Here is a 14,687-nt window from a genome sequence, read left to right as displayed (position 1 = left end):
AGCGCACCCGTCAAGGAGCCCGTTCAACGCGCCGGTTCGCGGACCGGAGCCTTGCGGCCGGCGTGTGCGATGAAGGCGCGGGCGGTGCGGCTCAGCGGGCGGCGGGGGTGTGCGATGCCCACCGGGCGCAGCAGGGGCGGGGAGAAGGAGCGGATCTCCGCCCTGGTGCCGAAGGCCCGTAAGACGACGTCCCGGTACCAGATGAGGGAGCCGCGGCCGTCCGTCACCCCCGTCACCCAGGCGAGGCGTTCGTCGACCTCCAGGGAGGGGACGGGCCGGACGCCCAGGCAGCTGAACATGGCCTCCATCTCGGTGCGGCGGCCCGTTCCGGGGCTCGGCAGCACCATGGGCAGTCCGTCGAGCATGCGCAGGGGGACCGGGTCGGGCAGGCGGGTGCCGATCGGGGAGATCAGCACCACCTCGCGCTCCTGGATGAAGTGCGAGGTCAGCTCCGTGTCCACCGGCAGGTCCACGAGCGCCAGCTCGGCGCGCCCCTGGCTGAGTTCCTGGACCAGCGCTTCCCTGCTGTCGTGCTGCTGGACCTTGACCTCCGCGCCGGGCCGGCCGGCGGTGAAGCCCGCGACCAGGTCGGTGGCGAGGTCCAGGGCGAGCGTGGGGGTGGTGACCAGGGTGAGGGTGGCCTGCGGGCCCCGGCCCTGGGGGGTCCCGATGTCGTCGATGGCCTCCACCGCGTTGAGCACGGTACGGGCCAGCCGGACGACCCGGGCCCCCTCCGGCGTGAGGTCCACCCCCCTTCCCCGCCGGGCCAGCAGCTCGACGCCCAGGTCGCGCTCCATGGCCTGGACGGCTCTTGACAGGGCGGACTGGGCGACGAAGACGGAGGCGGCGGCGCCCGTGATGGACCGGCAGTCGGCGACGGCGACGAGGTAGCGGAGTTGCGCGAGCGTGGGGGTCATGAGCGGACGGTAACGGCGTGAGCATGCCGCCGTAAGAGCGCCTGGATGAACAACTGCACGATTCCCGGGGCCCGTTCATACCGGATGGGCGGCAAGGCATGCCGGTGCGGCATGAGCCGGGGGCGCCTCCGTACGCCCGCGCGTGCTCCGGTGCACGGGCCCCCCGCCGCCGATGCCGCTGGTCAGACGGAGAGGGGCGCCGGGCCGCCGGCGCCGACGGCCCGCACGAGGGCCCGCAGGGGCTCCGGGGGCGCGAAGGGGGGTGTTCCGCATGGCTGTTGACAGTGCGCGACGCCGCTCGCACGATGCATCGCGGCGCCGGGAGCTTGACCCTTGTTCAATCCGGTACACATCCGGGTTCCCGCCGCCCGCGTGCTCCCCGCGGCCCCGTGATGGCAGCCGCCGCCTCACTGCGTCACCGCACGCCTCACCCCGCTCTCCCCCGTTCTTCCGCCCGCACTGCGTCATGTCACACAGCACTGGAAGAGGAGCGTCCGTGACCCCTCCCCCGCAGTCCGCCGCCATCCGCGATCTGGTCGTCGTGGTCAGCCCGTTCGAGGAGCCGCACCCCCGTGTCGTGAGCGCGGCCGCGCGCGCCGGGGCCCTGGGGCTGCTCGACCTCGGCCGGGACCCGGATGCCGCACGGCGCGCCTTCGACGAGCTGGCCCGGCTGCTCGGCCGCGGCGGTGACGCGAGCGGCGGCAACGGCAACGGCCGGTACGGCGTACGGGTGCCCGCGGGCTGCCCGACCGGCCCGGACGAGCTGCCGCCCGAGGTGGACACCGTGCTGCTGGCCGACCCCGCCCGGTACACCCCGGACCGGCTGGCCGCCTGGGCCTCGGCGGCCGGCCGGCCCCGGCTCTGGGCCGAGGTCACCAGCCCACAGGAGGCGGCCGCGGCGGTGGCCGCCGGAGCGGACGGGCTCGTCGCCAAGGGGCACGAGTCCGGCGGCCGGGTGGGCGGGGCCACCTCCTTCGTGCTCCTGCAGCAGTTGCTCGGTGACTCCGGGCCCGGGGTTCCCGTGCGGGTCTGCGGGGGGATCGGGCCGCACACCGCGGCCGCCGCGGTGGCGGGCGGGGCCGCCGGAGTGCTGCTCGACGTACAACTCGCCCTGACCTCCGAGGCCGAGGACGCGCTGCCCGCCGAAGTGGCGGCGGTGCTGCGGGCCATGGACGGGTCCGAGACCCGGCTGGCCGACGGGCACCGGGTGTTCACCCGGCCCGATCTCACCCCGCCCGAGGGGCCCGTGCCCGCGCTGCTCGGCGCCCGGGACCTGCGGGCGCAGCTGCTGCCCGTCGGGCAGGACGGGGCCTCGGCGGCCCGGCTGGCCGCCCGTCACCGGACCACCGGCGGAGTGGTCCAGGCCGTACGGGCGGCCGTCACCGGGCACCTCGAGACCGCCGTACGGGCCCGGCCGCTGGAGCGTCCGTTCCCCGTGGCGCAGGGTCCCATGACCCGGGTGAGCGATCAGGCGGCTTTCGCCGAGGCCGTCGCCGCCGCGGGCGGGCTGCCGTACCTGGCGCTCGCGGTGATGGAGGGCCCGGACGTCCGTGCCCTGCTGGCCGAGACCGCCTCGCGGCTGGGGGACCGCCCCTGGGGGGTGGGCCTGCTCGGCTTCGCCCCGGAGGCGCTGCGACGGGAGCAGCTGGCGGCGGTGGCCGGGGCCCGCCCCCCGTACGCGATCATCGCGGGCGGCACCCCGGCACAGGCGGCGCCCCTGGAGGCGGCCGGGATCCGGACCCACCTCCACGTGCCTTCGCCGGGGCTGCTGGAGCGGTATCTCGCCGAGGGGGCACGGCGGTTCGTCTTCGAGGGGCTGGAGTGCGGCGGGCACGTGGGGCCACGGGCCTCCTTCCCGCTGTGGGAGGAGCAGATCGAGCTCCTGCTGTCCTGTCCCGAACCACGGGAACTGGACGTGCTGTTCGCGGGCGGCATCCACGACGAACGCTCCGCCGCCATGGCGGTGGCGGCCGCGGCACCGCTGGCCGGGCGGGGCGCGCGGATCGGCGTCCTGATGGGCACCGCCTACCTGTTCACCCGGGAGGCCGTGGACTGCGGGGCCGTGCTCCCCGTCTTCCAGCGGACGGCGGTCGAGTGCACGGAGACCGTCCTGCTGCACACCGCCCCGGGACACGCCACGCGCTGCGCACCGACCCCGTACGCCGACGCCTTCGAGGCCGCGCGGCAGCGCCTCACGGACGACGGGGCGGAACCGCGCGCGGTGTGGCAGGAGCTCGAACGGCTCAACCTGGGCCGCCTGCGCATCGCGGCGAAGGGACTGCGTCGACGCAGCGGGGAGCCGGGGGGCGTCACCCGGGCGGAAGGCATCGCCGGGGCCGAGGGCGTCGCCGGGCTGGAAGTCATCGCCGGGGCCGAGGGCATGGCCCGGGCCGAGGGCATGGCCCGGGCCGAGGGCATGGCCCGGGCGGAAGGCATCGCCGGGCCTGAGGGCATGGCCCGGGCGGAAGGCATCGCCGGATCGGAGGGCGGACCGGGCGGCGCGCCGGAGCGGCTGCCCGCGCCCGGCCCCGGCGGTGGGCCCGTCCAGCTGCCCGCGCCCGGCGCCAGCGGTGGGCCGGAAGCCGTCGGCGGACCCCTCCCGGCCGGGCCGCCGGTTCCCGCCGGTGCGGGCCGGCTGGAGGCCGTGGACGAGGAACAGCAGTACACCGACGGACTGTTCATGCTCGGGCAGGCCGCCACCCTGCGGAACGCCACCACCACCGTCGCCGAGCTGCACGCCCAGGTGACCGAGGGCGCGACGCGGTTCCTGGAACGGCGGGCCCGGGAACTCCTCGTCCCGCAGGAGGCCGAGCGGGACGCCGCCGCACCGCTGGACGTCGCCATCGTCGGCATGGCCTGCGCCTACCCCGGCTCCCCCGACCTCGCCGCCTACTGGGCGCGGATCCTGGACGGTACGGACGCGGTCACCGAGGTGCCGGCCGAGCGCTGGGACCCGGCCCTCTACTACGATCCCGACCCCGCGCGGGCGGGCGAGCGCACCCCCTCCCGGTGGGGCGGCTTCCTCGGCCCGGTACCCTTCGACGCCCTCGCGCACGGTATCCCGCCGGCCTCCCTGGCCGGGATCGAACCCGTCCAGCTGCTGGCCCTGGAGATCTCCGCGCGGGCCCTCGCCGACGCCGGCTACGACAAGGGACGGGAGTTCGACCGGTCCCGGACGGCCGTGGTCTTCGGCGCGGAGGCCGGTACGGAGCTGGCGGGCGCGTACGGGCTGCGCGCGCTCCTGCCGTCCTACCTGGGAGCGGTACCGGCCGGGCTGGAGGGGCAGCTGCCCCGGCTCACCGAGGACTCCTTCCCCGGCGTCCTGGCCAACGTCATCGCCGGCCGGGTGGCCAACCGGCTCGACCTGGGCGGCGCCAACTGCACGGTCGACGCGGCCTGCGCGTCCTCGCTGGCCGCCCTGGACCTCGCCTGCCGCCACCTGCGCGACGGGGACGCCGACATGGTGCTGTGCGGGGGCGCCGACGTGCACAACGGCATCAACGACTACCTGATGTTCTCCTCGGTCCGCGCCCTCTCCCCCGGTGGCCGCTGCCGGCCCTTCGACGCGGCGGCCGACGGGATCGCCCTCGGCGAGGGGGCCGGCGTCCTGGTGCTCAAGCGCCTCGCGGACGCCGAACGGGACGGTGACCGGGTGTACGCCGTGGTCAAGGCGGTCGGGTCGGCCAGTGACGGGCGGTCGCTCGGCCTGACCGCGCCCCGGCCGGAAGGACAGCGCCGGGCGCTGGAACGGGCCTACGCCCGGGCGGGGGTCAGCCCGGCCGAGGTGGGGCTGGTGGAGGCGCACGGAACCGGTACGGTCGTCGGGGACAGTACCGAACTGGCGGTCCTCACCGAGCTGTTCACCGACTCCGGGGCGGCTCCGGGCTCGTGTGCGCTGGGCTCGGTGAAGTCCCAGCTCGGGCACACCAAGTGCGCGGCCGGGCTGGCCGGGCTGATCAAGGCGGCCCGGGCGGTCCACGCGGGCGTACGGCCGCCCACCCTGCACATCGAGTCGCCGAACCCGGCCTGGCGGGAGCCGGACAGTCCCTTCTTCTTCGACGCGGAGGCCCGGCCGTGGGCCGTGCCCGCGCGCCGGCGGATCGCCGGGGTGAGCGCTTTCGGCTTCGGGGGCACCAACTACCACGCCGTGCTGGCCGGTTACGACGGCGCCGGGGAGCCGGCGCACGGACTGGAGGAGTGGCCGGCCGAGCTGTTCTGCTTCCGGGGCGAGGACCGGCGGGCGGCGGGCCGGGCGATGGCACGGCTCGCCGCGCGGCTGGAGGAGAACGACGCGGCCGGCCGGCCGTGGGCCCTGCGGGACCTCGCGGCGGAGGCGGCCGCCTCGGGCACGGGTCCGGTGCGGGTCGCGGTCGTGGCCGGGGACCTGACGGAGCTCGCGGCCCGCCTGGAGCGGGCCCGCACCTTCACTCCGGGCGCAGGGGTGCACGTACGGGAGGAGTCGGCGGATCCGGGCCGGACGGCGTTCCTCTTCCCCGGTCAGGGCAGCCAACGCCCGGGCATGCTGGGCGAGTTGTTCACCGCCTTCCCGCCGCTGCGCGAACTGCTGGACGAGGCCCCGGCGAACGTCGTCCAGGCGGTGTTCCCGCCGGCGGCCTTCGGCGCCGCGGGGCGGGAGGCGCGGCGGGCCGCGGTCACCGACACCCGGGTGGCCCAGCCGGCCCTGGGCCTGGCCGGGGCGGCCGCGCACCTGCTGCTCGGGCGGCTCGGCGTACGGCCGGACGCCGTGGCCGGGCACTCGTACGGGGAGCTGACCGCGCTGTGGGCGGCCGGGGTGTACGGCATGCCGGAGCTGCTGCGGCTGAGCGTGCGCCGTGCGGAGGCGATCCTGGCGGCCGCCGGGGCGGATCCGGGGACGATGGCGGCGGTGTCGGCGGCCCCGGAGGAGGTGCGGGAGATCGCCGAGCGGGCCGGGTGCGTGGTGGCGAACCACAACGCACCGCGGCAGTGCGTGGTTTCGGGCCCGGCGGCGGCGGTGGAGCGGGCGGTGTCAGCACTGCGGGAGGCCGGCCTGTCGGCGCAGCCGATCCCGGTGGCCTGCGCCTTCCACAGCGAGGTGATCGCGGGGGCCTCCGGGGCCCTCGCCGCCGAGCTGGCCGGTACGGAACTGGGCGGGGCCGCCGTGCCGGTGTGGTCGAACACCACGGCGCAGCCGTATCCGGCCGGCGCGGATGCCGTACGGGCCCTGCTCGCGCGGCAGGTGGCGGAACCGGTCCGGTTCGTGGAGCAGGTGGAGGCCATGTACGCGGCCGGGGTGCGGACCTTCGTGGAAGCGGGCCCCGGGCGGGTCCTCTCCGGGCTGGTCGGCAGGATCCTCCAGGGCCGGCCGCACACGGTGGTCCCGCTGGACGTGCCGGGCGAGCACGGCCTGGTGCGGCTGGTGACGGCCCTGGCGGAACTCGTGGCCGCGGGCGTACCGGTGGCCCCGGAGGCCCTGTTCCGGGGCCGGACCCGGCGCCTTCCGGAGCGGGCTCCGAACCGCCCGGGCTGGCTGGTCGACGGCCACCTGGTCCGCACCGCCGCCGGCGCCCCGGTACCCGGCGGTCTCCACCCGGCCCGCCGGGTCCCCCTCGCGGCCGCGGCCTCCGGCCCCGCCCCGGCCCCCGCCGCGAGCGGCCACCGCCCCGCCCGGCCCGAACCGGGCGCTCGGCCGTCGGGTCCTGTGATGGCGCCGGGGAGCGTCGTGTACGCGCCGGAAGCCGGGACGGCGCACGACGCGGTGGCGGCCCGCCACCCGTACGGTCCCTGGCTCACGCCGGACGGGACGGCGGCCCACCCGTCCGACCCCTGGACGGCCCCGCCCGGGGCGGGTGTCCCGGTGGCCGGCCACCGCACGACGCCGCACGGGGCAACGGGCTACCCGCCCGACCCGCGCACGGCTCCGCCCGCGGCGGCTGTCCCGTCCCCCGGCCCCCGGACGACGCCGCACGGGGTGACGGACCACCCGATGAACGGGGCGGCGGTCCCGTCCTCCGACCACTGGACGACGCCGCACGGGGTGACGGACCACCCGCTGAACGGGGCCGGTTTCCCATCCGTCGGCTCCCGGAGCGCCGCGGCCCGGGCCGAGGACCGCCCGGCCGGGCTCCGGGACGCCCCCGCGGGGGCGGCGGCCGCCCCCTCCGCCCTCGGGCCGACGCCGTACGGGACCGGTGGCCCGTCCGCCGGGCCCCGGGACGCGGCCGTGCTGGAGTACCTGCGCGGGGCCCGCGAACTGGTCGCCGCGCAGCGGGAGGTGCTGTTGGGGTACCTGGGGGCTGGGGCATCCGCCCTTCCCGGGCCGGCCGGTGCGGCCCGGAGCGGCGAACCGCCCGTGGCCGCCGTCGGTACGGGCCTTGGACCGGCGGTGGACCCGGCCGCCTGGGCACAAGCGGCGTCCGCGGCGGCACCGGCCGGTTCCGGGGGCGGGTGGTCGCCCGCAGCCGAAGCGGAGGCCGGCGCCCCGGCGGAAGCCGGCCCCTGGGGGGCACCGGCAGACCCCGCCACCGGGTGGCCCCTGGATCGGGGGACCCTGAACGGAGCCCTGCCCGGGGTGGCACCGGCGGACTCCGCCACCGGGTGGATGCCGGAACCGGCGCCCCGGGCGGCGCCCTCGCCGTGGGCCGGGCCGACGGACACGGGGGCCGGCTGGACGCCCCTGGCCGGGGCGGACGGTGCCACGGCGTCCGCGCCCTGGGCGGCGGACGGACCGGGCGTGCCGCCCGGGGCCACGGGCTCCGGCGGCGGGGGGCCTCGTACGGCCGAGGAGGTCATGGACGTGGTGCTGGAGATCGTCCAGACGCGGACCGGCTATCCCCCGGACATGCTCGACCCCGGGCTGGACCTGGAGGCGGACCTGTCCATCGACTCCATCAAGCGGGTGGAGATCATCGGCGCCCTGGCCGACCGCATCGGTCTCCCCCGGGACGCCGGAGGATCCGAGGGGACGGCGGTCGAGGAGCTGTCCCGGATCAAGACCTTGCGCGGGATCGTGGACTGGGTCGTCGGCCACGCGGGCGAAGCGGAACCGGCCCGGCCGCCGGAGCCCGTCCCGGCCGCGCTCACGGGCGCCGACTCGGCCGCGCTCGTGGACACGGGCACGGGCCCGGGTGCTGCCACGCCTGCCGCCGGGGCCGGGAACCCCGGACCGGCCGCAGGAGCGTGGGCGACGGCAGCCCCGGCTGGGGGTCGGGGGCAGGGGCCGGGCGCTGAGGCCGCCCCTGGACCGGGCGCGGTCGTGCGGCTCCGGGTGGAGCGCGTTCCCGTGGGGGCGGCCGACGGGGAGCCGGGGCGGCTGCGCGGGCTGCGCGTCGGGGTCGTCGGGGACGGGCAGGGGGTGGCCGGTTCCCTCGCCGGGCTGCTGCGGGATCAGGGGGCCGAGGTCGGGGTGCTCGATGCCGCCGAGGGCGGCTGGGACGGGATCGTCGAGCTGTCCGGGCTGCGGGGCGGCGGCGAGCCCGCGCTGCCCGGGGCCTTCGCCGGGCTGCGGCGGGCCCTGGTCGGCGGCGCCGGCCGGCTGGTCCTCGCCGGTGTGCCCGGTACGGCCGGGGCCGGTCTGCACGGGTTCGCCCGCAGCGCCGCCCTGGAATTCCCCGGCGCGCTGGTCCGTGCCGTGGAGGTCCACCCGAAGGAGGAGCCCGCACGGATCGCCGCCCGGCTGCTCGCGGAACTCGGCTGCGCGCCCGGCGATGACGGGCCCGTCTCCGTCGGCTACGCCCTGGACGGCACCCGGTTCGTCCGCCGCCCGGTGCCCGCCCCGCTGTACGCGGCCGGCGAGCCCGCGCCGCCCCTCGGCCCGGACTCGGTGGTGCTGCTCACCGGCGGGGCCCGGGGGATCACCGCCCGGACGGCTCTCGCGCTGGCCCGCGCCACCGGGTGCCACGTCGAGCTGATCGGGCGGACTCCCGAACCCCCCGCCGCCCCCGACGGGTTCGGGCAGGCCCAGGACCGGGTCGCCCTGCGCGCCGCACTGATCGCCTCGGGCCTGCGGACCCCCGCCGAGATCGAGGCGGCCGCCTCCCGGATCCTCGCCGAGCGGGAGGTGCGCGCGACCCTGGCCGCCCTGGCCGGTGTGGCGGCGTCCGTCCGCTACCACCGCGCCGACGTCACGGACGAGGACGCGGTGCGGGCCGTCGTGGCGGACGTACGGGCCCGGCACGGGCGGCTCGACGGGCTGGTGCACGGCGCGGGACTGCTGCGGGACGGGCTGCTGCGCGACAAGCGGCCGGAGGACTTCGCCGAGGTGTTCGCCGCCAAGGTGGCCGGCGCCCGTCACCTCGCCGCCGCGGCCGCCGACCACGGGTCCGGCCCCGCGCCCCGGTTCCTGGCCCTGTTCGGGAGTGTCGCCGGGGTGTACGGCAACCGCGGGCAGAGCGACTACGCCGCCGCCAACGACGCCCTCGACGGCCTCGCACACACCTGGGCGCAGTCCTTCCCGGGCCGGGTGCTGTCCGTGGACTGGGGTCCGTGGGCGGCGGAGGCGGGCGGGATGGTCACGCCCGAGCTGGCGCGGGCGTACGCGGAGCGCGGGATCCCGCTCATCGATCCGGACGCCGGGACCACCGCGTTCCTCGGTGAACTCGCGTACGGGAACGACGTACAGGTGGTCCTGACGGCGGCGGCACCGGTGCCCGCGGAGGGGGACGGCCATGAGTGAGCGGCAGCCGCGCGGCCCGCGGCCGTCCGACGCGGCGATCGTCGGAATGGGCGCGGTGTTCCCGGGAGCCGCCGACCTGGCCGCGTACCGGCGCAACCTGTTCTCCGGTGCGGACTGCATCGGCGAGGTTCCGCCGGAGCGGTGGGACCCGGAGGTGTACTACGACCCGGAGGGCGCCGCCGCCGGCCGTCCCCCGGCCGGGGACCGGTTCTACTGCCGGCGCGGCGGATTCGTGGACGGGCTGGCCCAGTTCGACCCGACCCGGTTCGGGATCATGCCGGCCGCCGTGGAGGGGGCGGAGCCGGATCAGCTGCTGGCCCTGCACGCGACGGCCGAGGCGATCGCGGACGCGGGCGGTGAGGGGCGGCTGCCGGCCGACCGCTCCCGGATCGGTGTGGTGCTGGGGCGCGGCGGGTTCATGGGGGTGGCCACCGCCCGGCTGGACCAACGGGTGCGCACGGCACACCAGTTGGCGCAGACGCTGCGGGAGGTGGCGCCGGAGCTCGGGGAACGGCGGATCGCGGAGGTGCGGTCGGCGTTCCAGGCGGCGCTGGGCCCGGAGCGGCCCGATGCGTCGATCGGGCTGGTTCCCAGCTTCACCGCCGCGCGGACCGCGAACCGGCTGGACTTCCGCGGTCCCGCCTACACCCTGGACGCGGCCTGCGCCTCCTCGCTGCTCGCCGTGGACCAGGCGGTCGGGCTGCTGGCGGCCGGGCGCTGCGACGTGGTGGTCGCGGGGGCGGTGCACCACTGCCACATCGCCACCCTGTGGAGCGTGTTCACACAGCTGCGGGCGCTGAGCCCGAGCGAGCGGATCCGCCCCTTCGACCGGCGGGCGGACGGGACGCTGCTGTCCGAGGGGACCGGGGTGGTGCTGCTGAAGCGGCTGGCGGACGCGCGGCGGGACGGCGACCGGGTTTACGCGGTGGTCCGCGGGACGGGGGTGGACGGGGACGGAAGGGCGGCGAGCCTGATGAGCCCGCTGGTCGCGGGCCAGGTGAGGGCGCTGGAACGGGCCTGGCGGGAGGCCGGGCTGGATCCGCGGGAGCCGGGCGCGCTGGGACTGGTGGAGGCGCACGGCACGGGCACGCCGGTGGGCGACGCGGCCGAACTGGACACCCTGGCCCGGGTGTTCGGGCCGCCGGGGCGGGGCGACGGGCCGGGCGTCGGTCTGGGGTCGGTCAAGTCCATGCTGGGGCACACCATGCAGGCCTCCGGCATGGCGGGACTGATCAAGGCGGCACTGGCGGTGCACGAGGGGGTGCTGCCGCCGACGCTGCACCTGGAGGATCCCCACCCGGATCTGGCCCGGACCCGGATGCGGCCGGTGACCGCCGCCGAGCCGTGGGAGCGGGGGGCCGGCCCGCGCCGGGCGGGGGTCAACGCCTTCGGCTTCGGGGGGATCAACGCGCACGTGGTGCTGGAGGAGGCTCCGGCCGCCGGCCGGCCGGCGGCGCTTCCGGTGCGCAGGTTCCTGCCTCCGGCGGGGCCGGCCGTGCCCGTGGGGACTCCGCGCGCGCCCGGCGACGTGCTGCTGCTGGCGGCGCAGGACCCGGCCGGGCTGGCGGCCCTGCTGGCCGCGGATGCTCCCGTGTCCGGAGGGGAGGGGCCCTGCCGGCTCGCGGTGGTCGGGCCGAGCCCGCAGCGGCTCGCGCTGGCCGCGAAGGCGGTGGCGCGCGGGCGGGCCTGGCGGGGGCGCGGGGACGTGTGGTTCAGTCCGGCGCCGCTGGGCGGGCGCACGGCGTTCCTGTTCCCGGGCCTGGAGCCGGAGTTCGCCCCGGTGGTGGACGACGTGGCGGACCTGCTGGCACTGCCCCGGCCCCGTCTCGGGCACGGTGACGGGCTCGTGGAGCGGGCCCTGGACGCCCTCGCGACGGGCCGCTTCTTCGCCCGCGTGCTGCCGGCGCTCGGCATCGGGGCGGACGTGCTGGCGGGGCACAGCCTCGGGGAGTGGGCGGCGATGGTCGCCGCCGGCCTCTACCCGCAGGAGGCGGCCGACGCCTTCCTCGACTCGCTGCGGCCGGGCTCGCTGAAGGTCCCGGACCTCGTGTACGCGGCTCTGGGCTGCGGTGCCGGGCGGGCGCGGGCGGCGCTGCACGGGCTGGACCGGGTGGTGGTCAGCCACGACAACTGCCCGCACCAGTCGGTGGTCTGCGGTGAGCCCGACCAAGTCGCGGCGGTGGTCGCGCGGTTGCGCGGGGAGGGGGTGCTCGGGCAGGAACTGCCGTTCCGTTCGGGGTTCCACACCCCGATGTGGGAGCCGTACCTCGGGCAGGTCCGGGCCGCGTTCGCCCGGCTGCCGCTGCGGCCGGGTGCGGTGCCGGTCTGGTCGGCCACGACCTGCGCGCCGTTCCCCTCCGGGGAGCGGGAGGTGCGGGAGCTGGTGGTACGCCACCTCCTGGAGCCGGTCCGCTTCCGCGAGCTGACGCTGCGGCTGTACGAGGAGGAGGGCGTGCGCAGCTTCGTCACACTGGGGCCGGGCAGCCTGCCGGGGTTCGTCGAGGACACCCTGCGCGACCGCCCCCACCTGTCGGTGGCGGCCTCCTCCCCCCGGCTGACGGGACTGGCGTCCCTGAACCGTCTCTGCGCGGCCCTCTGGGCGGAGGGCCACACCCCTGACTGGGCCAGGCTCGCGCCCCCGTCCCCGTCCCCGTCCACCGCCCCCGTCTCCCGGCCGGCCCCGCCCCAGGCCGCCACCGGGCCCGCTACCCGGGGGCGCGCCGTTCCGCTGGATCTCGGTTCCCCGCTCGTCCGCCTGGGCGAAGGGGCCCGGACCGCCCTCGGCGGCCTACCGGCGGCATCGACGGCAGGTTCGTCGCACGCCACCGGCACGGCGGGCCGGGCCGCTCAGGCGGGTCAGGTCTCGCAGGCAGCCCAGACAGCTCAAGCGGCACAGGCGGCACAGGCCGCTGTGCGTGGCCACCCGGACGGGGCCCGGCCTGGCCTGTCGTCGGCCCCGCCCGCCGGGGCCGACCCCGGGTCCGCCGGGAGCCTGCTGGGGCCGGCCGCCGGCACGGGCACGCGGCCGCCGGGGCCGGGGCCGGGACAGCGGGTCGGCCCGGCGCCCGTGGTAACCAACGGTGCGGGAAGGGCCACGGGGAAGCTCGGCCTGCGGATCTCCCTCGCCACGTTGCCCTACGTGCGCGACCACTGCGTGTACCTCCAGCCCGACGGCTGGCCCGAGGAATCCGACCGGTTCCCGGTCGTGCCCATGACCACGATGCTGGAGCTCGCGGCCGACGCCGCCCGCCGGTACGCCCCGCGCGGCCTCGCCGTCACCGGGTTCGAGGACGTGCGGGCCCTGCGCTGGCTGTCCGTGGAACCGGCCCTCGACGTCGTGGCCGAGGTCCGCGACGAGGGGCCGGGGCGGCTCCGGGTGGCGATCGGAGAGTACGCCTCCGTCGTCGTCCTGTTCGGCGAGCGGTACGAGCGGCCGCCCGCCCCCTACGCCGCTCCCCTGCGCGACCCGCGCCCCGCCCCCGTCAGCGCGGCGGCGCTCTACCGTGACCGGTGGATGTTCCACGGGCCGCGCTTCGCCGCCGTGCACGAGGTGCGCACCGTGGCCGCGGACGGCATCGAGGGGGTCGTGCGGGCGCTCCCCTCCCCGGGGGCCCTCCTCGACGCCGCCGGCCAGCTGTTCGGGCACTGGATGCAGCTGCGGCTCCCGGTGGACCGGCTGGTGTTCCCGGCCACCGTCGGCCGGATCCGCTTCTACGGGCCGCCGCCGGCGCCCGGCGAACTGCTGCGCGTCACCGCCCGGGTGCGCGAGGTGCGGGAGGTCACCGTGCGCGGGGACCTCGAGCTGGTCCGGGCCGACGGCGGGGTGTGGGCCCGGATCGAGGGGTGGACGTACCGCCGCTTCGGCGCCGACGAACGGGTCTGGCCGATGAAGTTCACCCCCGAGGTGTGCGGCATCGGCGAACCCCAGCCGGGGGGTTGGTGCCTGGCCCGGCGGCGCTGGAGCGATCCCGCCTCCCAGGAGCTGGTGATGCGCCGCTACCTGGGCGCCGCGGAACGGGAGGCGTACGGGCGGCTGTCGCCGCGGGCCCGGGGGCCGTGGCTGCTGGGGCGGATCGCGGCCAAGGACGCCCTGCGGCAGGTGCTGTGGGACGGTGGCGCCGGTCCGGTGTTCCCGGTGGAGGTGCCCGTCGGCAACGATCCCGCGGGCCGTCCGCTGGCGCTGGGCCCGCTCACCCGGGGCCTTCGGCTGACGATCGCCCACAAGGACCGGATCGCCGTCGCCCTCGCCGGGCCGGGGCGGGCGCTGGGGATCGACGTGGAGCAGGTGACCGCCGACCCGGACGCGCTGGTCCGGATCGCGCTGGGGCCGGGTGAACTCCGCCTCGCCGAGGCCCTGGCCGCCGAGGCGGGTACGGGCCTGGCCTCCGCGCTCACCACCCTGTGGTGCGCCAAGGAGGCCGCGGCCAAGGCGGAGGGCCGCGGGCTCGGCGGCCGGCCCCGGGACTGGCGGGTCTCGGGCGACCCGGAGGCCGGCCCGGACGGCGGCGGTCTGCTGGTGCACTCCCCCGGCGGCCACCCGTACCCGGTCCGCACCACCCTGCTCTCCACCACCCCGGCCGCCACCGCCGCGCCCGGCACCCACCCGGGCGGCACCGCCCCGTCCGGCACCGCCCCGCCCGACCACGTCGTCGCCTGGACCGCCCAAGGCCCGGCGGCCGGCGTCCCCTTCGACCTCACGGAGACACACCATGGCATCTGACGTCCTCGCCGAGATCACCGGCATGCTGGTGGAGATCGTCGGCGACGAGTACCTCCTCGCGGACGAGGTGACGATGCGGACGACCTTCAACGAGGACCTCGCCCTGGAGAGCGTCGAGTTCGTCGCCCTGGCCGAGGCGCTGCACCACCGCTACGGCGCGGAGGTGGACCTGATGGGCTTCCTTGCGGAGAAGGACATGGAGGCGATCCTGGCCATGTCCGTGGGTGAACTCGTCACCCACATCGGCCGGATCACCCATCACTCGCTCGCGCGCACCCCGTCCGCCTCCCCGCCCTCGTCGTCCTCGTCGCCCTCCCCGTCCTCGTCGCCCTCCGGGTCCTCGTCGCCCTCCGGGTCCTCGTCGTCCTCGTCGTCCTCGTCCCGCGCGGCCGGCTGA

The 14,687-nt window shown here is 77.6% G+C and carries 4 protein-coding genes; 3 read left to right on the top strand and 1 reads right to left on the bottom strand.

The window, feature by feature from the left end; all coding sequences use genetic code 11:
• Positions 1–23: 23 nt before the first annotated feature.
• Positions 24–917: a LysR family transcriptional regulator gene (locus tag BX286_RS32995; protein WP_121017318.1), complete on the bottom strand. Its 894-nt coding sequence runs from the start codon at positions 915–917 to the stop codon at positions 24–26.
• 496 nt (positions 918–1,413) lie between these two features.
• On the opposite strand from BX286_RS32995, the gene BX286_RS32985 reads away from it, so the two are divergent.
• Genes BX286_RS32985 through BX286_RS32975 form a run of 3 tightly spaced genes read left to right on the top strand, consistent with a single transcriptional unit; the run spans position 1,414 to position 14,687 of the window.
• Positions 1,414–9,570, top strand: coding sequence for a type I polyketide synthase (locus tag BX286_RS32985; protein WP_261993583.1), 8,157 nt, complete (start codon positions 1,414–1,416; stop codon positions 9,568–9,570).
• Positions 9,563–14,290: a type I polyketide synthase gene (locus tag BX286_RS32980; protein WP_121017316.1), complete on the top strand. Its 4,728-nt coding sequence runs from the start codon at positions 9,563–9,565 to the stop codon at positions 14,288–14,290. The genes BX286_RS32985 and BX286_RS32980 overlap by 8 nt, the downstream gene beginning before the upstream one ends.
• Positions 14,280–14,687: an acyl carrier protein gene (locus BX286_RS32975; protein WP_261993582.1), complete on the top strand. Its 408-nt coding sequence runs from the start codon at positions 14,280–14,282 to the stop codon at positions 14,685–14,687. Before BX286_RS32980 ends, BX286_RS32975 begins: the two co-directional genes overlap by 11 nt.

This window comes from Streptomyces sp. 3211.6 (assembly GCF_003634815.1).
GTDB classification, from domain to species: Bacteria; Actinomycetota; Actinomycetes; order Streptomycetales; family Streptomycetaceae; genus Streptomyces; species Streptomyces katrae_A.
Note: the sequence above shows the minus strand (reverse complement) of the source record. Positions and strands in the feature narration are given on the sequence as shown.